Origin of the sequence: Paracoccus onchidii (genome assembly GCF_028294535.1) — a bacterium.
GTDB classification, from domain to species: domain Bacteria; phylum Pseudomonadota; class Alphaproteobacteria; order Rhodobacterales; family Rhodobacteraceae; genus Paracoccus; species Paracoccus onchidii.
The window spans coordinates 1-20,832 of sequence record NZ_JAQBIE010000016.1; the positions used below are offsets into that span (position 1 = coordinate 1).

Here is a 20,832-nt window from a genome sequence, read left to right on the forward strand (position 1 = left end):
CGGTGATCTGCGCGACCGCGTCACGCTTGAACTCGGCGCTGAAATTGCCTTTGCCCATCTCGGCCTCCTTGCCTCAAAATTAGGGAAGAAGGCGTCTACGAATCTAGGGGCTATTCAAAAGCAAGCGCGAGAGCGACAATTGCCAGAACCATACCCACAGACTCTCCTCATGAGCGAGGGATCGGCGGGCGGGGGGCAGGGCAGAACGTATGAGCCAGACGCGTATTTCGAAGCCACCCGCGCAAGGCGCGCCGGTTCCGATATCTGCTGCCAGGTCGGGATCAGTCAGGAGACTTTTCCAGTGGAACGGTCCGGCTGTCGCTTTCGCACCACAGCGATCGGGTAACGCTGAAGGCGCCAGTCAACGAAAGCCGCGAGACACGCATTCTTGTTTTTACTGCTGATCAACGCGTAAATCACCACGCATGGGCAGAGTTATCCGACATACATGGGCGCTGAAATCGATCAGGGTCTTTGCAAGACAGGTGACATTCGCTTCGAGTAGGCTGATGCTTGCTACGACTAAGGCGCGGATAGAAAAGGCGCGAAGCGCGTAGACACAAACCATAGCAGCACTTCGCCCACTTTTGCAGACCCAGCGACAATACCGGCTTTCAAACACCCCAGAAATTTGATCCTCAGCAAAATTCTTATCGGGTCACCCTCAGGTCTCAGGAGGGGAAGCAAATGCCGAAGCCGACACCATCGGATGACCAACCAGACGGCCAACCAGGCAACCTGATGGAGCGCATCGCGTCAGTGAGCTGGTCCGGGTTTTTTAACCAGTTTTCCGCCGGGCTAAACTATAGCTTTGGTTTCACGTCAGGCGGCGATCTTCAGGTTCGGGGTCCGGCGACCATAGGCCTCGTCGGGCGTCAGCAACCCATGCGATGAGTGTGGGCGTTTTTCGTTGTCGTAGCTGATCCAGGTGCCGATGCCGTTCCGGGCCTCAGCGCCGGTCTTGAGGGCGTACAGGTCGACGCATTCGTATTTGAGGGATCGCCAGAAGCGCTCGATCATCCGGCTGTCGATCCTGCGACCGCGGCCGTCCATCGAGATCTTCACCCTGGCGTCGCGCAGGACGTCAGTGAAATCGGTGCTGGTGAATTGCGGCCCTGGTCGGAGTTGAATATGTCCGGCGGGCCGTATTTCGCCAGCGCCTCCTTCAGTGCCTCGGCGCAAAATCCCGCGTCCATCGCGTTCGACAGCCGCCGGCTCAGCACCTTCCGGCCGTGCCAGTCCATGGCGGCCACAAGGTACAGAAATCCGCCGCGCATCGGGATGTAGTTGATGCGCCTGCACCAGATCTGATTGGGTCGGTTGATGAGCAAGTCTTTCAAAAGATATGGGAATATCTTGTGCGCCGGAGGCTTCTTGCTGGTTTTCGGCTCCTGGTAAATCGGCCCCAGCCGCATGAACCTCATCAGCCGCCGCACCCGATGCCGCCCCATCGGCGCCCCTCTCGCTGCATGTGCCGCGAGCCGTATCAGGGCGTTTTTAGAAACTGCCGGTCGATGATTTCCATGAAGGCCAGGGTCTCTGCGCGTTCCCCGCGCGGGTGGCAGGAGAGGCTGGATCGCGCCGGCGACAGCAGGCTGCACTGTTGCCGGACACTGGGATCGGAATGGTCCCGCCTTACGGCTTGCTGCCTCCAGTGCCGAGGATGAGACTGGAGGCTTGCGACAAAAAACGCGTTCCACGACCAACTGGCCGATACTGGAGTGCAGCTTCTCGACATCCTTCTCGGAAATCGCCGGCTCGGCCGAGGCGGAACCGCCAAGCGCCGATGCGATGTTCTCGATCACGGTGTTCGGCATGGCACTCGGACCGGTGGCGCGCCCATGCCTCATTCCAGCCGCTGATCATTGTCGGATGGACGCCGTATTTCTTGGCCAACCCGGCCGTCGTCAGCTCATCGCGAATGGCTTCAAGCGCAACCCTGGCCGTGAACTCTGCCGAATAGCGTTTCCGCTTCGTCATCCGGGGCATTCCGTCGTCAGGCGATAAAGCTTGGCAACTGGTCCGAAATCCCGCGACCAACCTCTCCGATAATGGGTTGTGTGGTTTCGTCAGGGCGATAGACTGGCCCGGTTGGTATGGATCTTTTGCATGGCCGCTCTATGATCAGAACACGCTTTACGTGCCATAACACAGCCTGTTTCCGGTTGGACCTTTGTACCGGATTTCGGATACGTGCCGGGAACCGCCCGATCCATGCCCTCGATATTCACGACCTTGATGGAATTAGAAGATGTGCGCAATCGAACAGGTTGGCACGCGACCTTTTTCGGGGTGTTCGCGCCGCTTAACCTCGACATGACATTCTTAGTTCGATGCGGCGGGCCTTGCCGCATGTGACCGCAAGGAAGGTGGCAGGATGATAAAACCGGGACGTTTGATCGCAGGTTTGTTCTTGTTGTTCTGGGCGAGTATGGCGGGGGCGCAGATCCGCGGCGAGGATGACATCGTCAAGACATTGTTTCTGGAAGCATTGCGCGCCAATCCTTCAAAACTCTCCGGGCAAGATGCTGAAAGCAGTCTGTATTTTACGCTGAATAGATTTGTTGATCCCGGAATATCAAAAACCTATGGCGAACTGACCGAACAGCAGCAGCGCGAACGGCTGGATGAGGCCAGGACCTGGATTGCGACGCAGCTGCAAGATTCTTCAGTACTGCCGGTGGATATCGTGGTCAGCTTTCCCGCATCTTTGCAGCTCGCCAAGGACGGAACGGTTGGCCTTCGGATCTCTGCGCCGAAACGTTCCGCCATTTCTGGCACGCTAGAGGAACTGACCATCCGTGCGCCACTGCAAACGCCCCCGGTTCTGGTGCGTCCCGTGCAGCCGTTCGATCTTGGATCCCTGCAACCTGACGGGTCCGTAAGGGCGCAGCTTGAAGAGCTTGCGCAATCGCGTCGCGGTGTCATGGTGGTTGCGCGAATTACGATTCGGGAAATGGGCACGGTTCCGCAAAATGGCACTGCAACGGCCGGGGGCGTCGTGGCGGAGGTCGCACTGCACGAGACGACAGCGGTGGACAGGCAGCTTGTCGCGGGCGATCTGATCTGGCGTCTGCCCGATCCACCCACCGAGAACGCAGAGATCGAATTGACCGATATTGAACGGGTGCTGCGATTGCAAAAGCAGGATGGTGCCTATCAGGACCGAATGCAAAATGGCAATCGGCCGCTGATCAATCTGCTGCAATGGCGCGCCTTGGCCGATGTCCCGCTGGATGAAGTGATATCGCGACGGCTGAGCCCGGACCTTTTCTGGCAACTATATGGTGAATTCACGCCGCGCAGTTTGCAGGATGCGCTTATCCCTCCTGACCGGCTGGGCAGGGATCGGCGCGCGTTTGCGCCGACATTGAACGATATTGACATCCGGCAGGCCGAAGATGACGTTCTTCGTGCGCTTTGGCCTCAATTGCGGGGGGCCTTGCCAAATGGGCCGGTGCCGGTGGCCTCGACAGCTTCCTTTTCGTTGTCGGAATATGACTTCACGCGTGGCGGGTTTTCGCTGAGTCTGCGCACCAATGGCTGGCTGGTCAGTGGACAATATCCAATTCTGACTGGTTTGCCCGATTTTCTCACTGCGCCGCAGGAACAGGCCACGACCTTGATGGATCGTATGACAGCGATCGATGGGGCCGGGCGTCGAAATGTGACATTGTACGCCCGGTTTGATCTAACGTCACGCCAGGTCGATTTTCCGTTGGAAGGGCCGCTGCAACTTCCACAGATCGTGCCGGGCTTTGGTCTGCAAATGGCATCGTTGCACGCGGCAACGCAACATCCTGACATAGATTCCCTGATGCGAAACAAGCTGATGGATCTTGACCCGACAAAATATCGCGGACCCGAACGGCCGATTGCCGACCAGGACGAATTGGCGCAATGGGCCGCGATCGCCGAAGATCCCGGCGCCCGGGGCGAGGATCTGATCGCGGCGGCGATGGCTGTGGCCGACGATCCGATGATTTTGTCGCAGGGCATGAATCGGCGGGGCCAGGTTGCGGACCCGCTGGCCAAGGCGCAAGAGATCGCGATGCCAGCTCGGCTGGTGCTGACAGGGCAAATGGATTTGTCCAAGGGGGCGTCCGGCTGGAGCGCAACGGATTTCAGATGGACCTATTCCAGCAATGAAAGCGGGTTGCTGGCACCGGATGTCGAACTGGCCGATACATCAATCCTGACCGGTATCCAGCTGACATCCGAACAGGATCAGGCTTTGGCGGATATTGGTGGACGGGTGCAGTATCGCGCCACTTTTCAGCCCGTGACCGCGGCGATGAAGCGCCAGAATCCGGTGGTCTATCTGCAGCTGACCGAAGTGGCGTTGTTTTCATCGCGCAAGGATCAGACAGGTTTGCCACTGGTCCGGATCATGTTGAAATCTGGGGACACGCCCGCCGAACAAGAGGCAGCAACTTCTCCTGTGCAGGCTCCGCAGCGGGTCGTTCTGGATCACGACTACCTGGACCTGCTTCTTGTGGCAGAATTGGGGGACGAGCTGGATGACGCCACGATGGATCGGATGCTGTTGGATCGATTGCACCGCGAGCTGCGCACGCAATTCGATACGGACCTGCCTTGGGGGCGTTTTTTTGACCCAATGCCACAGCGGCTGAACCGGGTCGAGCGCGCTGCGCTTGTCCCGCGTTTCCGCATTTGGCAAGAGGCCCGCGCCGCTGCTTTGCCCAAGGATGTCGTGATTGCTGTCGCCAACAGCTATTTGCAGGCGTCTTGCGGTGTGCAGGTCTATGCCGCGCCGTCACAAGTGAACAATTTTGGTCCGAATTCCCGCGCCCTGTTGGAAACGTTGAATTATGCCGAGGTGGCGCAATCGGTCGGCGCAACCTTGGCCGCCCTGGACCGGGTGGCGCGCAATGTGACCAATCGCCAACCGGTATTGGCAGACCGGCGGCTGGTCGAAATCGGTGGGCGACCGATATATGGGCTGCTGCGCACCGACCGCCATCCGGCGGCCTCGGCCTGTATCGGCAATGAACGGCTTGATGCCGTGACGGATGGGTTCGATGCCGCGCAAAGCGGCACCGCGGATGCGGTTGCGATATTGCATTCGCCGGTTCTGTTGCCCAACGAAAGCCGCCTTGCGGCGCAGACGCGCCATTACGCAAGACTACGTGAGGTGACGCTGCAACCGCCCGTCGATCGGGCACCGGCGGCAAGATCCCTTGGGGTCTTGCAGATCGATCTTGATGTGAGTGACAGCGTTTTTTACGGGCAGGATGCGCTGCCGCAACGCCATATCCCAAATCCTACCGGCAAACCTGTTCGCGTGCCGGTTGCCCAGGTGGCCGCTCAATCAGTCGCGCCGGCGCAGGCCCTCGACATCAAAGGGGTAACGCTGGCGTCGCCGCCAGACGTGATCGAAGGCGTGCTTGTGGCCCATGGGGCGATGCAGAGACGTTACTCTCAGGGTTTTACGCCCGAACTTGCGCCCGGTTCGATTCAGGGTCATGGCACATTGCCTGCGACCCAATTGGTTACTCAGGCCGATATGCTGATCGACAATGCCGCTGGCGAAGTGCTTTTGTCGCTGACGGATGCGCGGCTAGAGGAAGGAGCGCTGGGGTTTGGGCGATTGGCCGAATATAATTCCGCAGAGGTGTCTGCCGAAGGCGTGCTGGGTGCTGTCCTGAAGAAATACGGAGATCCCGCGTTTTCCGAGGAAACCCGGCGCGGGGGGCGGCCACTGGCCCGCTATGTCTGGGGGTTCAATCCGGCGATCTCGATGCCGCAATGCATGCCCGATTTGACCAATAGCGTAGGGCGGCAGATGCGCGAGGTATTGACCATAAACAGCAATGAGGATCGCGCGTTTCTGACCCTGGCCGAGGCATTGCCCTGGCCCGGTTTTGGTCCGGTCGCGCAGGGCGCGCCCGATTTTTCAAGCTGCCAGCCCATGATGGTCGTCGAGTTGGGCGCCTATGCGGACAAATTGCGGTTGGTGACATGGTTGCTTGACCCGTCCAGAATCCAGACACTTTCCTGGCAAGAAAAGGCAGCGCCAGACAAGACCGAGTTGATCGAGGGCGCTGCCGATATCGACCTATAGTTCCGGTGACCTGCCCACCTGTCACGTATCGGTTTGGCATCACGGGGCGCAGTTGGGCAGGCCGGTCTTCATGACGTGGCATCAAGGTTCTGGCGAAGTTCGTTCGCCTTGCGCCAAATCACGAGGGCCGCCGCCATGACCAGCATAGCGGCAAGGGTTATGACGCCGACAAACGCGCGGTCAAATGCCGACATCGCAAGATCGATGACCTGAGCCCCCGTCGCGCCGCTGACCGCCCCGGCCGCAACAATCGCTTCGTCCAGACTGTCCGCCGCCGTGGCAGCCACGCCTGCCGGAACGATCATGGTGCGCGTGTAAATTGCGGTCATGACGCTGCCAAGAACTGCAATGCCAAGCGCACCGCCCAGTTCAAAGGACACCTCTTCTATGGATGCGGCCATACCGGCGCGGTTTTCGGGTGCCGACAGCATGAGCACGCTGGACGCGGCTGTCATGGCCGCGCCCACCCCAAAGCCCATGACCGCCAGCAAAGGCAGCCATATCCAGATCGCCGCGTTTCGCGTCAGCAAATACAACAAAAGCGCGATACCCGTCAGCGCCAGCGACCAGGTCAAGACGCGCGTCGATCCCAATCGGGGCAGGGCCAGACCTGTCAACGGGCCGGCCAGAAATGACGCGGCCGGTATCGGCAGGATCATCAGCCCCGCCTGAAGCGGCGAAAGCCCCATAACCAATTGCAGGCGTTGACTAAAGGCGAACTCGACCCCGATAAGTGCGGCGGACGCCACCAGTGCCGTAACAACCCCCGAGGTGAAGCGGATGTTGCGAAACAGGGCAAAGTCTATCAGCGGGCTGGCGCTTGCATATTGGCGGCGCAGGAATGCGCGCATGGAAATGGCCGAAATGGCAAGAACCAGTGCGGCGGCCAGCCATGACGGATCGCGTTTGCTGACCTCTTTGATGGCGTAAACCAGGCCGACCAGGCCCAGCATGATCTGGACCGAGCCGATCAGGTCGAACGGATGGGCATGTGACGGCCGCCTGTTCACCAGGACGACGGCCCCAGCCAAAAATGCCAGAAGGACAATGGGCACGTTGATCAGAAAGACCGATCCCCACCAGAACCATTCCAACAGGAAACCACCCGCTACCGGCCCCAGGGCAGCCCCGCCCGAGGCGACGGCCGCCCAGATGCCGATCGCAAGGGCGCGTTCATTTTCGTCCGTGAATGTCAGGCGTATCAGTGAAAGGGTTGCGGGCATCATCATCGCCGCCCCGACGGCCAGAAAGACACGAGCTGCGATCAGAGCCGCGGGCGCAGGCGCAAACGCAGCCGCCAACGACGCAACGCCAAAGACCGCCAACCCTGACAGGAACATGCGCTTGTGACCGATCCTGTCGCCAAGTCCGCCAAGGCCGGGCAGCAACCCCGCGACGACCAGCGGATAGGCATTGACGATCCATAATTTCTGGTTTGCCGTCGCCCCCAGATCATGGGTCAGGCGCGGCAACGCGGTGTATAGAACCGTCATGTCGATCACGATCAGGAAAAGTGCGCTGGACACGATGGTCAGGACGAGCCAGCGGTTGCGGGCAGGCATGATTAGATCCTTGCGGGTGCGGTATGGGAAAATGCGAAATCAGCTGCTAATATAAATACAGTCGTATCGTAATGAAAGGGGAGAAATGGCCGGGCGACCACGCAGTATTGACCGAGACAAGGTTCTGGATGCCGCCGAGCAGTTGGTGGTGACAACCGGTGCATCAGCCCTCAGCTTTGATGCTGTGGCCAAGGCTGCCGGCATCACAAAAGGGGGGGTGCAATATGCGTTTGGCACGCGTGATCGGCTGATTCAGGCCATGATCACCCGTTGGGGCGACGCATTTGATGCCGATGTTGCCGCGCGCACCGGACCCGATCCCGAACCGCGCGCCTTGATCCGGGGCCATCTGGAGGCGACGCGCGATGCCGACGATGCCGAGAATTCGCGTTCGGCTGCGATGATGACGGCGTTGTTGCAGCATCCGGGCCAGCTTTCGGACACACGCGCATGGTACAATGCGCGCCTTGACCGCCTTGACCTGACCGACCCTGATGACCGGCGAATGGCTTTGGCGTTCCTGGCGGGCGAAGGCGCGTTTCTGCTGGCGGCTTTCGGATTGATCGATCTGACGGAAACGCAGTGGAAGGCGCTATTTGACGATATGATATCGGGGTTGACTACCCGCCCTTGACGCGGCGCGGGCAAACAAGGCGATTGCGTGTCCCGGTGAGCACTGGGCAGGTAGGTCTGTCACCTATTCCAGCACGTTCGTATGGCTCGTCTGGCGGCCGGATTGCCCCGGCGGCCGCGATCTTTGGCTGAATGAACTCGCATGTCAGGACGGGATGTGACCCCTTGCGGCTCAGTCCTGCTCAGGCTCGACGCCCTTGGTCAGCGCGGGATATTCCCTGAGGACATCAACGATAAGTTTGTGGGCCTGCATCATCATGGCTTCGGTATCCGACCGCGCGCCTTCGACGTCCCGGTCGCGCATGCGGTCGAGGATGCGGCTGAGATTTGCCGTCGAGCTTTGCTGCATTTCCTTGCTGTAGCGATGTGCGAAATAGCGATAGCGCATCGCCTGTTTCTCGATCGCGCGCAATATGTTTTGCAGCGTCGCATTGCCGGTGATGCTGTGAAGGCGTTCGAAATAGGCGATATTGGCATCAAAGAAGCCCGCAGCATCATCCGTCGCAAGCGCGTCTTTTAGTTGTTTGACGGTATCGGCGAGATAGTCCAGATCGTCTTCTGTCGCGTTCTCGGTCGCCAGGGTGGCGGCGATGCTTTCCAGAGGAATTCGCACAGCATAGATTTCATCGACATGCCGGTAGGACATCGGGGTCACCCGGACGCCGCGGCGCTTGTGACGCACGACCAGACCAGTTGCCTCAAGTTGGCGAAACGCCTCGCGCACGGGGGATCGGCTGACATCAAATTCAGCGCAGATTTGCTGTTCCGTCAGATGCGTGTCAGGTTCGAATTCCAGCCGGATGATGCGGCTTTCGATAATATCGGCCAGTTCCAGGCCCAGCACGTCCGGCAGCTTTGGCCGCCCAGTCTGGCTGTTCATTATCCCTTCCTTCCTATTCGTTCAAATCCCGAAGGAAAAATCTACGCGTTCAAATCGGCAGCATCCTGCGCGGAATGACCTGTGGCCTTCAACATATCGACGATACCATAAATGATCGTCGCGACGATGAGTAGCAGGATAATCAGACCGATCGGGCGCGACAGCAGTTGCGAGATCGTGTTTTCCGAGAAGATGATCGCGGATTTCCGCAGGTTCTCGTCGGCGATCTTTCCCAGGATCAGCGCAAAGACCATCGGCGCCAGTGGGAAATCATAATGCACCAAGAGATAGCCGAAGATGCCGAAGGCCACCGCCACCCACATGTCGAAAACAGAAAGCTGGACGGAATAGGCACCGATCATGCAGAGCATCGTGACCATGGGCATCAGCAGTGCGGGCGGCATCGCCAGCAAACGGATGATGGGCTTCAGCAGGGCAAAGCCCAGCACATACATGGCAAGGTTGGCGACGATCAACGTGCCAAAGAGAAAGACAAGGAAGCCCGGCTGACTTTGTTCGAGCGAGGGGCCGATCACCACGCCATGATAGGCCAGCGCGGCCATGACAACCGCAATGGCGGCCGAACTGGGAATGCCAAGCGCAAGCGCGGGCAACAAAGAGCCACCAATCGCGGCGTTGTCAGAGGTGCCGGTGCAGATCACGCCTTCCATGCTGCCCTTGTGAAACTGCTTGCCCGAAGCACGCTGCCCCATTTCGTATGAAAGAAAATTCGCCATCGGCGCCCCGCCCCCCGGGATCACACCGACCACTGTACCAATCGCACTGGAACGCAGGGCGGATTTGTAATAGCGCCGCAGAAGATCAAATCGGGGCCAGATCCGGCCGGTGGGCCGGGCTTCCGTGTTCTGGCTGTTTTGGCCCGCGATGCGCATTACCTCGGCGATACCGAAGAGGCCGATCAGAACCGGTATGAAGGCGACACCACCGCGCAGTTCGGGGACATCAAAGACCAGACGGGGATAACCCAGAATCGGTTCCAGACCGACCATTGCGATGGCCAGGCCGATCCAGCCCGAGATCCAGCCCTTGACCATGGAAGAGGACTCGCCCGATATGCTGCCCGCCAAAAGGATGCCCCAGAGCGCAAGAAGAAACTGTTCCCATGCGCCGAAGTTCAACGCAAAGACGATGAGCAGAGGGGCAATCAGCGCGAGCGCAAGAATGCCGGCCCAGTTGCCGATAAATGAGGCAAAGATCGCGGTGGCGATCGCTTCGCCGCCGCGTCCCTGCTTTGTCAGAGGATAACCGCAAAGCTGGATCGGCACGGAATCCGGTGTGCCGGGGATGTTGATGAGAACGGCACTGATTGCGCCCCCGAAGGTGGCGCCGGTGTATATGCCCATCAGGAATGCTGCGGCACTTTGGATATCCATCCCATAGGAAAAGGTGGCCAGAAGCGCCATGCCCATGGTCATCGACAGACCTGGCATGGCGCCCCAGATGATGCCCGCGCTTGCGCCCAGAACCGAGAACAGGATCGGCGATGCGCTGAAGGCGTCGAAAAAACTGAACATGTTAGACCTTTCGGGCCATGGGTTTCACCAGGAGATCAGCTCTAGCAGGCTGTAGCTGCCGGGAACCAAGGTTCCCAAAACCCGAGTGAACAACAAGGAGATGATGACCGTGAAGCCAAGGGCTGCCGCCAGAATGGCGCCGGGTGATCTGCTGCCGAAGGCCGCCATGGCCAAGGCGAGGTAAATGAATGTCGGCGGCTCGTAGGGCAGATAATTGAGCGCGAATATATAAACTGCCAACGATCCGCAGACAGCCCCCATGATCTTGACGTTTATCGCGGCCTGCGCGACTGGCTTCCGGTCTGTCGAGCGGCTGTGGAACTTGTGGCGTTCTATCAGCAGCAGCAGGGCCAGAAGCACCAAGACCGCGCCAATGATGATCGGGAACAACCCGGGGGAAGAGGTCCACCCCCGGGGGTGGGGCATCGACAGCCCCTTCCAGACCAGAAAGCCGCCCAGCCCCGCCGTCAGAATGCTCGGCACCAAATGGGTGTCTCGTTGTGCGTTCATGCTGCCTCTCTCGGTTTGGCCAACGCTTGTCAGGCATGATCCGGCTGCCTGATATTCCCGCCCAGACCACGGGCAGGAATATGCGGTTCCTAAAAGATCGCCCGATACTCGGCTGGCGGCCATGCGGCGGCAAAGTCAGCCGGTCTTGGAATGCCGATCTCTTCCGGGGTTTTCTGCAAACCTTCCAGCCCGTTGTCGTAATACAGCCACGACGTCACGGATTCAAAGAGTGCGGCTTCGCGGTCGGCGTCTTCACCGGTCAGGAACTCGGGGAACATGACACGGTTGGCCAGCACTTTGGCAAAGCCTTCGTCCGCCACGGCTTGTGCAACGGCGACACGCAGGGCTTCGTGCACGTCTTGCGGAGAATCGCGGCGAACCGCCAATGCATAGACGCCTTGGATCAGCCCCAGATCACCAGAGCCGGGAACAGACGCCGTTACAGGCTGTAACGGGGTGTCGATCCCGTCGATTTCAAGCGGTTCATCCAGAAACACGCCAATGTTGCGCAGTTTCCCACTGCGCAGATATTCAACCTGTTCCTGAATGCCGGTGGCCACGACATCTGCCTCGCCCTGAAGCGCGGCAAGGGCGGCCGGGGCTCCACCTTGATATGGAATATGGCTAAAGCTTGCGCCGGTCGGATATTCCAGCGCGACCAAGGTTGCCTCATGCCAGACGGTGCCGATACCAGAATTCGAAATGCGCACGCCGCCGGGATTGGCCTTGGCGGCCTTCACAACATCGCCAAGCGTTTGATAGGGCGAGTCGATGGGCACGGCCCAGGCCGGCAGGGACCGGCCGATCTTGTAAAATTGCCAGGTCTGCCAAGGCGCTTCGTCGGCATAGCCCAGTACCCGGAAAATCTTGTTGTAATCGGCATTGCCCAGCAGCCAGTATCCGTCCGGTCGCTTGCCCGCCACATGATCTGTGGCCAGTGCTCCGGCGGCGCCTGGCTGGTTGACGGCACGGATGTCCACGTCAAAGGATTTTCCAAGCGCCTTCGCCAGCGCACGGATGATCGTGTCTGTGCCGCCTCCGGCACCATATTGGATCACGATGGTCACGGGCCGTGCAGGCCATTCACGGGCCAGTGCCGCCTTGGGCGCAAGGGTCATGGCAAGTGCCCCGGTTCCGACAGCGGCCAGGAACTGGCGTCGGTTATGATCTGTCATCTCATAGAACTCCCTGTTCTGATGGTTGGGGTGGCACAGCCCGTCTTGTGCGGGCTTGCGCCGGATGGATTAGAAGGACAGTTTGCGATCCTTCAGGACGACCTTGCCGTCCACGGTGACGATGGGATGACGCACCACCAGATCGATATGCCCTGACGCGCGGATTGTGCTGCCGAAGGTGATGCCATTGCCGATGCCAAGATGGATCGTGCCGAACTCTCCTTCATCTTCCAGCTCGACGCCGCGGCCTATTTTCGCCTTGGGGTTGAGACCGAAGCCAAGTTCGACATGGCTGTAGATTTCCTTGTCGTCATAGCTGGCAAGAAGATCCTCCAGCATACGACCATCTTTTGTCGAGGTATCGACCGAGACGATGCGACCGTTCTCGAAGGTTAGCATGAAAGGTTCAAGCACTTCGCCCCCGGGCACCACGGCCCCGTCAATGCAGACCACGCCTTGGGTGGTGTATTCGACCGGGGCCACCGCAGTTTCAATGCAGGGTGGGGGTGAAATCGTGCCCGGTGCATGACAGATGCCGTTCTGGGGCACCGCGTGTCGGTCGGTGATGTTGATGGTCAGATCGGTCCGGCCGTCATTGCTGGTCAGGTGTATTTCCCGGCCATGTTCGAGAACTTCGGAGAGGTCGGCGATCACCTGCGACTGAGCGATGAAGTCGATGTCGAGACAGCCATCGAGGAACATTTCCTCCTTGCATCCCGGAAAGAAAATAAGCCTTGCGCCTGCATCGCTGGCCGCCTTGCGGGCAGAGGTGTGGTTTACCGAAAAAGCGGTGGGGGCGACGATCGCATCTGCCGCTTTCATCGCCTCGGCAATGATGCCTGGCAGGTCTTCTCCGTGGCGGCTGCGCGGCTTGTATGTCAGGAATATCGTCTCGGCGCCGCGCATTTGGCCGGCAAGAGCAAACATCTGACCAATGCGCAGGTTGTCTGTATCGGCAAGAACCAGAAGCTGTTCGCCCGGTTGCAGGTTGAGGCATTGATCAAGGATCACACCTACGGGCTTCATCATTTCCATACGTTCGAGCATCTTGGTTCCTTCGTGGTTTTCGTTCCAGGCACGCCTCGTGATCCTCTTTGTCTGTCCGAGCTTAGCGAGGCGAGGCGATGGGTCAATAAATTTGTGGACTGTATACAATTATAGCGGACTCAGTAACGCGCAAGGCCGCGTCGCCGAGAAGGGGTGAGGGGCGGGTTACAGCAACAATCTGCGGTCTTCGAAAACGGTCTGGCCGTCGAGCTCCAGTTTTGCGCCGGTCAATACGGTGTCGTAATGTGCGGCAGCCTGGCAGTTTCCCCCCGGGGCGGAAGTGCCGAGCGCCAACTGAAACCCGCCCCAAACGCTTTCGTCACTTAGCATCGTGCCATCGAGCCGGCATTCAGGATTCATGCCGATACCCAGCTCGCCAAGGTTGTAGACATTGGGGTCAGCAAAGCTTTCCAGCAATGCGCGAAACCCATCTGCCTGTGGGCCGCCTTCGATCGAGATGGCCATGCCGTCCCGGTAATGGATGATAACGGGGTCCGGGCCGATCAGGCCAAAGCCGGGGATCGAGGCATCGACGACGATGATCCCGTTTGCAGTGCCTTCCACCGGAGCAACAGAGGCTTCCAGACAATAGCCCGCAGAAATATCGATACTGTTGGCAAAGCCGTTCAGCGCCCGGCCCCGGCGGCCCTTGATCGACATGGTGATGTCGGTGCCATGACGGGATGTGACGCGGGCCGTTTCAGCCCGATCCAATGCGGCGCCAAGCGCGTCGATCTGAGGGCGCAGTGCCACGAAATCCGCATTCCAGCCGGGAGCAAGGAAAAAGTCATCCGCTGTGGCCTCGGGAAGGCAGATGACATGGGTTCCTGCCTCTTCCTGTGCGGCACGGCGGGCGTTTGTGTGCGCTGCGTTGGTTTGCATTGGCGCAACGACAAGGTCGGCCTGCTTCATTGCCGCAGCGGCGATTTCGGACAACTGTCCGCCGTGATGCGTCGTGGGCATTTCCTGCAACATGCTGAACTGCGCGCCCAGTTCTGATGCAGCCACGGCAAGCGCCTCGGCGTTGGCCGCTGTTGTGGGATCATGCAGGATCAGCAGCTTGGTCTGTGGGGTGACGGCACCCAAAAGGTGCAGCACTTTCCGGGCATTGGGCAGTTTGAGGATAAGCGGTATCAACGGTGAGCCTTTCGCATATGGGCGGTCGCATGCCGCCGCCCTGAGCCGATGGGACTTTGGGGACGGCATGTGGAAGGATGTGCTACTGTCCGGCCTCGACGATCTGCTGATACAGCCCGTCTTTCCATTTGCCCGCAAATCGCTGGGGCAGATCGGCCACGCCGGCGCTGAAGCTAGCCCGTTGCTCTGGCGTCAGTTCAATGATGGTCAACCCTTCGGCCCGCGCCGTTTCGACGAGATCGGCATCTGCCTGATAAACACGCGTCTGACCCCAGTTCATCGCCTGGTCTGCCGCCTCTTGCACAAGTGCGCGATCAGCATCGCCGAGCGATTGCCACCAAAGGTCTGAAACCACCAGATACTGTACTTCGCGCACATGACCGGTGAGTGTGATCGTTTCCTGCACTTCATGCAGGCTGGTGCCCATAATGATGTCGAGAGGATTTTCTTGCGCATCGAGAACGCCGGTCTGAAGGGCGGTATAGACCTCGCCAAACGCCATCGGAACCGGGCTTGCGCCCAACTCGCGGAAAGCCTCGATCTGGGCCGGAATTTCGCGCATCCTGATCTTGAGCCCGCTCAGATCGGAAGGGGTGCGCACTTCCTTGCCGCCGGTGGAAAGATGCCGGGGGGCGCGGTCCATGCGGCCGATGATGCGAATACCCTTGCGCTCGATCAGGGTCTGTTTCAGGTCGTCGCCAATCGGCCCGTCCATGACCCTGGCCAGATGCTCGGGTGAATTGAACAGGTAGGGCGCGTCCAGCACGCCGTATTCCGGCGCCACAGCTGAGACGATCACCGAACCTGTGACCCCCATTTCGATTGCGCCCACCTGCATCAGATCGAACATGTCGCGTTCACCGCCCATTTCGCCGCGGGAATGCACCTTGATGTCGATACGCCCTTCGCTCTGATCGCCAAGATCCGCTGCCATGCGCTGAACAGCCTCGTCGATCACGGTGCCGGTCATTTGGTGGTTCAGATTCGCCGTCACGTTCTGGGCCGAACCGGTAGCAGGCACCAGGGCCGCGCAGCCCGCGAACATGGCAACGGCCAGTCCGCGCATCCGCCAATTGGAAAAGTTGATCATGTCTTTGCTCCCTGTGGTTCCGCGTTGCTGCCGATCCCGGCACAAGAGCGGATTTTTAGACGTGCACCAGGCGCCGTCAGAAACAGGATAGCAAATTCAATGTCTTTAGTCTACTGTATACAAAAGATAATGAAGCGCCGGCCAGAACGGGCGCGAAGAACGATATAAAACATGGAGGGTTGCATGAATCATGATGTCGACAAGGCAAGACAGGTTCCAGCCATTGAACCCGTCACGCGGCGAATCATTCCGGACTGGACGGATTACAACGATCATCTGAATGTCACCTGGATTACCTATCTGTTCGATCAGGGCACGGACAACCTGCTTGATGCCCTGCAGATTGGCGCGGCCTATGCGGCCCGAACCGGGTTCAGCACGTTTGCACTTGGGGCGCATGTCTCTTATCTCAGCGAGGCGCGGCTTGGTGAAGATGTCGAAGTGCATTCCACCCTCGTTGGCGTTGATGCCAAGCGGATCAAATATCGGCACAAGCTGATCGCGGCAGATGACAGCCGGGTGATCGCGCTGCTTGAACAGGTCTCGATGCATGTCGATCTGGGGGCGCGCCGATCAGCACATTGGCCTTTGGACGTGCGGGCGAGGCTGGCCAACCGCGTTGATCCGAACGTCTCGGCACCTCTCTGTGATGGTCTGCCGCTCAAGAGCGAGGTTGGCCATGATTGACGGACGCAACACAAGAACTGCCCGTGCGGCGGTGTGGGTGTTGAACGGCCTGATGGCAACGACGCTTGTTGTGCTGGCGCTGGCGGTGTTTATCCAGGTGGTGATGCGCTACATGCTGTCGGCCCCCCCGTTCTGGACCGAGGAACTGGCGCGTTTCATGCTGATCTGGCTGACATTCATCGGCATTGCTTCGGTTCAACTCAAGAACGAGCAGATCGGCGTGGATTGGATCGCGCCGCTTCTGCCGCCTGGCGGACAGTTGATATTGCGGCTTGTGAACAATTTGGTCGTGCTGGTGATCCTTGGGGCGATTGTCTGGGCCGGTTTTGCCATCGCGGCGCTTGGAAGCCAGACATCACCGGCGCTGGGGATCCACATGTACTTTATTTATGGCGCGCTGCCCGTCGGTGCGATTGCGACCATGCTCGTCGTGATTGCCCAGATGGCGCAAGACCTCTTCATGCTGCTGCGGGGGGTAAAATCCGATGGCCGTTGAGGTTCTTGTCTTTCTGTTCTTCGGACTGGCCCTTGTGGGGGTGCCGATTGCCTATGCCATTGCAGGTGCATCCATCGCCTATGTCGTGATGACAGGGACGCCTTGGCCCGTCGTGGGTCAGCGCATGATCGCAGGTGCGGACTCGTTTCCCCTATTGGCGGCGCCGCTCTTCATGCTGGCAGGTGCGATCATGAATGCCGGCGGCATCATGGCGCGGCTGTTGCGCCTGGCGGATGCGATGATCGGCCATGTCCGGGGCGGATTGGCACAGGTCAACGTGCTGTCCAGCCTGTTGATGGCGGGTATGTCGGGTTCGGCCACAGCAGATGCCGCGGGGCAGGGCGCGACGATGATCCCGGCGATGAAGAAATCCGGCTATCCCGCGCCGATGAGTGCCGTGGTTACATCGGCTTCTTCCGTCATCGGGCCGATCTTTCCCCCCAGTGTGCCCTTTGTGATTTACGGATCGGTTGCACAGGTCTCGATCGGGCAACTGTTCATTGCCGGGATCGTGCCGGGGTTGATCATGACCGGTTTTCTGATCGGGACCGTCTATATCATGTCGCGTCGCGGGAACTATCGGACACGTGAACGGTTCGAAGCGGACGAGTTCTTTGTTGCTTTGCGTCATGCGGCTTTGGATCTGTTGCTGCCGGTGATTATCGTTGGGGGGATCGTCGGGGGCATCTTTACGCCCGTCGAAGCGGCGGCCATCGCGGTGTTCTATGCCCTGCTGCTAGAGGTGGTGATCTTTCGCCAGTTGGCACCCCGCGCCTTGCTGCCCATCATCCTGGGTGCCGCGCGGCTGACGGCGATGATCATGTTCGTGATTGCGGTGTCAAACCTGTTTGGATGGATTCTGGTGCGCGAGGGCTTTGGGCGGGCGCTGGCCGATGCGTTGCTGTCGATTTCCTCGGATCCGGTGGTGCTGCGGTGTCTGGTGGTCGTGTTGCTGCTGGTCCTTGGGTTGTTGATCGAAACGGTGGTGCTGATCGTACTGGTCGTACCCATTCTTCTGACTCTTGCGCCGCAACTGATGATGGACCCGGTGCATCTGGGCGTGACGGTGGTGTTCAGCACGATGTTGGGGCTGATCACGCCCCCGGTTGGCCTTTGCATGTTTCTGGTCAATGCCATCGCCGGGATCTCGGTGACGACTTATGCACGGGCTATTCTGCCGTATTTTCTTGCGCTTATCTGCTGTGCTTTCGTCATCGCGTTGGTTCCGCCTCTGACGACCTGGCTGCCGCAACTGTTGATGCGCTAACCGAAAACTGCAAAGGATGACTTGATGAAGACCTATGACTATCTGATTGTCGGGGGTGGCATCGTTGGGCTTGCCGCAGGCCGCAGCTTGCAGCAGGCGCATCCCCGATCGCGCATCTTGCTGTTGGAAAAGGAAGAGGCCGTCGCCCGGCATCAGTCGGGGCGCAATTCGGGCGTGATCCACGCGGGGGTGTATTATGCACCCGGCAGCCTCAAGGCACAGTTCTGCCGCGAAGGAAAACAGGAAATGCGGCGCTATTGTGAAGAACACGGCGTGCGCGTGGAAGCCTGCGGGAAGCTGATTGTCGCGGTTGACGAAGCCGAAACTGTCCGGCTGCAAGCCCTGGAAGATCGCGCGCGGGCCAACGGGATCGAGATCGAGCGGCTGACCCGGGCAGAGGCACGCCAGGCAGAACCGAATATCAAGGCGGAAGCGGCGCTTCTGTCGCCGTCGACCTGCATCGTTGATTTCGCCGAGGTCGCCCGCCTCATGGCCAGAGAATTTGAGGCTGCGGGTGGCACGATCGCTTTCGATCACGAAGTGATCGGGGGCAGCGAACAGGCCAACGGCGTCACGGTTCTTACAACCCGGGACCAATTCGTCGCGGGCAAGGCGATCTTTTGCGCGGGTCTGCAGGCGGATCGGATGGCGAAGACATTCGGGGCCGAAATTGATTTTCGGATTGTTCCGTTCCGTGGGGAATATTTTCGCGTGAATAACCAGCCCGATGATTTCGTGCGTCACCTGATCTATCCCGTGCCTGATCCGGCGCGCCCCTTCTTGGGCGTGCATCTTACCCGGAAGATGGATGGCGGTTTTACCGTCGGTCCGAATGCCGTGCTGGCCATGGCCCGTGAGGGGTATGGAAAGATGGATATTCGCCTGCGCGATCTTGCTGACTCGATGAGTTATCGTGGCTTTTGGCGGCTTGTGGCGGCGAATGCCGGTTCCGCGATGTCCGAGCTGTCGGCCTCGGCGCTGAAACGGCTTTATCTGCGGCGCGTGCAGCGCTACTGCGACCATATTCGTCTGCAGGACCTGTCGCGTTATCGGCCTGGTATCCGGGCACAGGCCGTGCGCCCCGACGGAACGCTGGTCGATGATTTTCTTTTTGCCCGCACCCGCCATACCCTCCATGTCTGCAATGCGCCATCGCCGGCGGCGACGTCATCATTGCCGATCGGCCGCCACATCGCGCAGAGCCTTTTGAACTGAGGTCAGGCTGGGGCAAATGAGAAGGCGCCGATGGCTTGTGCCATCGGCGCCTTCTCCGTTCTCGGTACTCATGCAGCGCTGCCGAAAAGGCAGGTCAGCCCTGCAACTTTTCCAGATCTGGTCCCGCTGCTTCCAGCGCATGGGCAAAGCGGGCGACCCCTTCATCCATTTCTTCCCGAGAGATGTTTAACGGAGGTGAGAAGGAGTTGACGGGAAGGAAGGGCAAAGCGCGCGGCAGGACACCGTGATCGAAGGCATGCTTGGAAACAACCTTGTGCGGTGCCGTGCCCTCGGGGAACGGCGTATTTGTTGCCTTGTCGGCAACATATTCGATCCCGATCATCAACCCCATGCCCCGCACATCGCCAACAAAGGGGGTGTCAGCGGTGGCCTGGCGAAGCGCCCTGAGCAGATAGCTGCCTGCCTCGCTTGCTTGCTCGACAAGGTTTTCCCGCTCGATCACGTCGATATTTGCCAGGGCAATGGCGCTGCCGACCGGATGGCCGGAATAGGTGAATCCATGCATGAAAGCGCCGGTTTCGTCGGATTTCGCGGCCAGCACATCATAGACACGATCACTGATCATCGATGCGGACATCGGAAAGTAGGCACTGGTCAGCCCTTTCGCCAGCGATACGATGTCCGGTTTTAGATCAAAGGCCCCGGTGCCAAACCAATGGCCAAGCCGGCCAAAGCCCGTGATGACCTCGTCTGCAATCAGCAGGATGTCATGCTTGTCCAGCAGGGCCTGCACCTTTGCAAAGTAGCCGGGCGGTGGCAAGAAGACCCCGCCGGTGCCCATGACCGGTTCCGCGATGAACGCACCGATGGTTTCCGGTCCCTCGCGTTCGATCAGATTCTCAAGGTCGCGGACCATTCGGGCGCTGAACTGTGCTTCGCTTTCACCATTTTCAGCGTAGCGGTAAAAATGCGGGCACGAGGTGTGCAGCACATCTGGCAATGGCAGGTCGAACATCTTGTGGTATGCATCGATCCCGGTCAGGCTTGTCGCTGCCGCGGTCAGGCCGTGATAGGAACCGATGCGCGAGATGATCTTTTTCTTGGCCGGTTTGCCGCGCAGATTGTTGTAATATCGCACAAGCTTGTAGGCCGTGTCATTCGCATCCGACCCGGAGGTGCCATAGAAGACGCGGTTCAGATGTCCCGCGCCGGCGTTCTCGGCGAAAAGCTGCACCAGACGTTCGGAAAGGCGCACGGTGTCCTTGGCGGCAGAATTGCCGAAATGGTGCTGATAGCTGAGATTGCGCAGCGCCTCGGCGCCTGCTTCGACCAGTTCGGGGCGACCATATCCAACGTTTACGCACCACAAGCCCGCGCCCATGTCGATATGTTCTTGTCCGGCGGCATCCTCAAGGATCGTTCCCTTCGCACGCGTGTAGAGCGTCGGGCCGGTGCGAGCCAGATCGGCAACCGAGCTGACGGGATGCAACATCGTCTTGCGCCCCATGGCGCCCAGATCGGCATTTGCTAGGGAGTCTTTCATGGTTTTCTC

General features: G+C 59.5%; 16 protein-coding genes and 1 pseudogene. 7 read left to right on the forward strand and 10 right to left on the reverse strand.

The window, feature by feature from the left end; all coding sequences use genetic code 11:
• On the forward strand, nt 1–346 hold a 346-nt coding region (locus PAF17_RS12875), incomplete at its 5' end, for a hypothetical protein (RefSeq protein WP_271889513.1).
• Between the two features lie 476 nt (nt 347–822).
• On the opposite strand, the pseudogene PAF17_RS12880 reads toward PAF17_RS12875, so the two are convergent.
• Nucleotides 823–1,980 (reverse strand): annotated as a pseudogene (locus PAF17_RS12880) (IS3 family transposase).
• A gap of 397 nt (nt 1,981–2,377) precedes the next feature.
• Here PAF17_RS12880 and PAF17_RS12885 point away from each other — a divergent pair.
• Nucleotides 2,378–6,085: a hypothetical protein gene (locus tag PAF17_RS12885; RefSeq protein WP_271889514.1), complete on the forward strand. Its 3,708-nt coding sequence runs from the start codon at nt 2,378–2,380 to the stop codon at nt 6,083–6,085.
• Nucleotides 6,086–6,153: 68 nt separating this feature from the next.
• On the opposite strand, the gene PAF17_RS12890 is transcribed toward PAF17_RS12885, so the two are convergent.
• Nucleotides 6,154–7,647: an MFS transporter gene (locus PAF17_RS12890; protein ID WP_271889515.1), complete on the reverse strand. Its 1,494-nt coding sequence runs from the start codon at nt 7,645–7,647 to the stop codon at nt 6,154–6,156.
• Between the two features lie 85 nt (nt 7,648–7,732).
• Between PAF17_RS12890 and PAF17_RS12895 the strand changes: the two genes are divergently transcribed.
• Nucleotides 7,733–8,281, forward strand: coding sequence for a TetR/AcrR family transcriptional regulator (locus tag PAF17_RS12895; RefSeq protein WP_271889516.1), 549 nt, complete (start codon nt 7,733–7,735; stop codon nt 8,279–8,281).
• A 171-nt stretch (nt 8,282–8,452) separates the two neighbouring features.
• Here PAF17_RS12895 and PAF17_RS12900 read toward each other — a convergent pair whose 3' ends face one another.
• The 7 genes from PAF17_RS12900 to PAF17_RS12930 all read right to left on the reverse strand — a co-directional run bounded on the left by PAF17_RS12900 (nt 8,453) and on the right by PAF17_RS12930 (nt 15,654).
• A complete protein-coding gene (locus tag PAF17_RS12900; protein WP_271889517.1) occupies nt 8,453–9,160 on the reverse strand; it encodes a GntR family transcriptional regulator in 708 nt (235 codons plus the stop codon).
• Between the two features lie 41 nt (nt 9,161–9,201).
• Complete coding sequence (locus tag PAF17_RS12905) at nt 9,202–10,695, reverse strand: tripartite tricarboxylate transporter permease (RefSeq protein WP_271889518.1); 1,494 nt, start codon at nt 10,693–10,695, stop codon at nt 9,202–9,204.
• Between the two features lie 24 nt (nt 10,696–10,719).
• On the reverse strand, nt 10,720–11,205 hold the full coding sequence (locus PAF17_RS12910) for a tripartite tricarboxylate transporter TctB family protein (RefSeq protein WP_271889519.1): 486 nt from the start codon (nt 11,203–11,205) through the stop codon (nt 10,720–10,722).
• A gap of 89 nt (nt 11,206–11,294) precedes the next feature.
• Nucleotides 11,295–12,380: a Bug family tripartite tricarboxylate transporter substrate binding protein gene (locus tag PAF17_RS12915; RefSeq protein WP_271889520.1), complete on the reverse strand. Its 1,086-nt coding sequence runs from the start codon at nt 12,378–12,380 to the stop codon at nt 11,295–11,297.
• 69 nt (nt 12,381–12,449) lie between these two features.
• Nucleotides 12,450–13,427, reverse strand: coding sequence for an aminopeptidase (locus PAF17_RS12920; protein ID WP_271889521.1), 978 nt, complete (start codon nt 13,425–13,427; stop codon nt 12,450–12,452).
• A 165-nt stretch (nt 13,428–13,592) separates the two neighbouring features.
• Entirely contained in the window at nt 13,593–14,564 is a 972-nt protein-coding gene (locus PAF17_RS12925; protein WP_271889522.1) for an aminopeptidase, read from the reverse strand.
• A gap of 82 nt (nt 14,565–14,646) precedes the next feature.
• Nucleotides 14,647–15,654 (reverse strand): TRAP transporter substrate-binding protein, encoded by a 1,008-nt coding sequence (locus PAF17_RS12930; protein ID WP_271889523.1) that lies wholly within the window; start codon nt 15,652–15,654, stop codon nt 14,647–14,649.
• 183 nt (nt 15,655–15,837) lie between these two features.
• Between PAF17_RS12930 and PAF17_RS12935 the strand changes: the two genes are divergently transcribed.
• The 4 genes from PAF17_RS12935 to lhgO are packed head-to-tail and all read left to right on the forward strand — an operon-like array spanning nt 15,838 to nt 19,319.
• A complete protein-coding gene (locus PAF17_RS12935; RefSeq protein WP_271889524.1) occupies nt 15,838–16,341 on the forward strand; it encodes an acyl-CoA thioesterase in 504 nt (167 codons plus the stop codon).
• Nucleotides 16,334–16,837 (forward strand): TRAP transporter small permease, encoded by a 504-nt coding sequence (locus tag PAF17_RS12940; protein WP_271889525.1) that lies wholly within the window; start codon nt 16,334–16,336, stop codon nt 16,835–16,837. Before PAF17_RS12935 ends, PAF17_RS12940 begins: the two co-directional genes overlap by 8 nt.
• Nucleotides 16,827–18,104, forward strand: a complete 1,278-nt coding sequence (locus PAF17_RS12945; protein ID WP_271889526.1) for a TRAP transporter large permease — start codon at nt 16,827–16,829, stop codon at nt 18,102–18,104. Before PAF17_RS12940 ends, PAF17_RS12945 begins: the two co-directional genes overlap by 11 nt.
• Nucleotides 18,105–18,128: 24 nt before the next feature.
• Complete coding sequence (lhgO, locus tag PAF17_RS12950) at nt 18,129–19,319, forward strand: L-2-hydroxyglutarate oxidase (protein WP_271889527.1); 1,191 nt, start codon at nt 18,129–18,131, stop codon at nt 19,317–19,319.
• Nucleotides 19,320–19,413: 94 nt separating this feature from the next.
• Here the strand turns inward: lhgO and PAF17_RS12955 are convergent, their stop codons facing one another.
• Entirely contained in the window at nt 19,414–20,823 is a 1,410-nt protein-coding gene (locus PAF17_RS12955) for an aminotransferase family protein (RefSeq protein ID WP_271889528.1), read from the reverse strand.
• Between the last annotated feature and the right edge of the window lie 9 nt (nt 20,824–20,832).

What these genes read in the sequence shown, in the direction of transcription:
- PAF17_RS12885 (WP_271889514.1), top strand. Translation starts at nt 2,378, where the DNA reads ATGATAAAACCGGGACGTTTGATCGCAGGTTTGTTCTTGTTGTTCTGG.
- PAF17_RS12890 (WP_271889515.1), bottom strand. Translation starts at nt 7,647, where the DNA reads ATGCCTGCCCGCAACCGCTGGCTCGTCCTGACCATCGTGTCCAGCGCA.
- PAF17_RS12895 (WP_271889516.1), top strand. Translation starts at nt 7,733, where the DNA reads ATGGCCGGGCGACCACGCAGTATTGACCGAGACAAGGTTCTGGATGCC.
- PAF17_RS12900 (WP_271889517.1), bottom strand. Translation starts at nt 9,160, where the DNA reads ATGAACAGCCAGACTGGGCGGCCAAAGCTGCCGGACGTGCTGGGCCTG.
- PAF17_RS12905 (WP_271889518.1), bottom strand. Translation starts at nt 10,695, where the DNA reads ATGTTCAGTTTTTTCGACGCCTTCAGCGCATCGCCGATCCTGTTCTCG.
- PAF17_RS12910 (WP_271889519.1), bottom strand. Translation starts at nt 11,205, where the DNA reads ATGAACGCACAACGAGACACCCATTTGGTGCCGAGCATTCTGACGGCG.
- PAF17_RS12915 (WP_271889520.1), bottom strand. Translation starts at nt 12,380, where the DNA reads ATGACAGATCATAACCGACGCCAGTTCCTGGCCGCTGTCGGAACCGGG.
- PAF17_RS12920 (WP_271889521.1), bottom strand. Translation starts at nt 13,427, where the DNA reads ATGCTCGAACGTATGGAAATGATGAAGCCCGTAGGTGTGATCCTTGAT.
- PAF17_RS12930 (WP_271889523.1), bottom strand. Translation starts at nt 15,654, where the DNA reads ATGATCAACTTTTCCAATTGGCGGATGCGCGGACTGGCCGTTGCCATG.
- PAF17_RS12935 (WP_271889524.1), top strand. Translation starts at nt 15,838, where the DNA reads ATGAATCATGATGTCGACAAGGCAAGACAGGTTCCAGCCATTGAACCC.
- PAF17_RS12940 (WP_271889525.1), top strand. Translation starts at nt 16,334, where the DNA reads ATGATTGACGGACGCAACACAAGAACTGCCCGTGCGGCGGTGTGGGTG.
- PAF17_RS12945 (WP_271889526.1), top strand. Translation starts at nt 16,827, where the DNA reads ATGGCCGTTGAGGTTCTTGTCTTTCTGTTCTTCGGACTGGCCCTTGTG.
- lhgO (WP_271889527.1), top strand. Translation starts at nt 18,129, where the DNA reads ATGAAGACCTATGACTATCTGATTGTCGGGGGTGGCATCGTTGGGCTT.
- PAF17_RS12955 (WP_271889528.1), bottom strand. Translation starts at nt 20,823, where the DNA reads ATGAAAGACTCCCTAGCAAATGCCGATCTGGGCGCCATGGGGCGCAAG.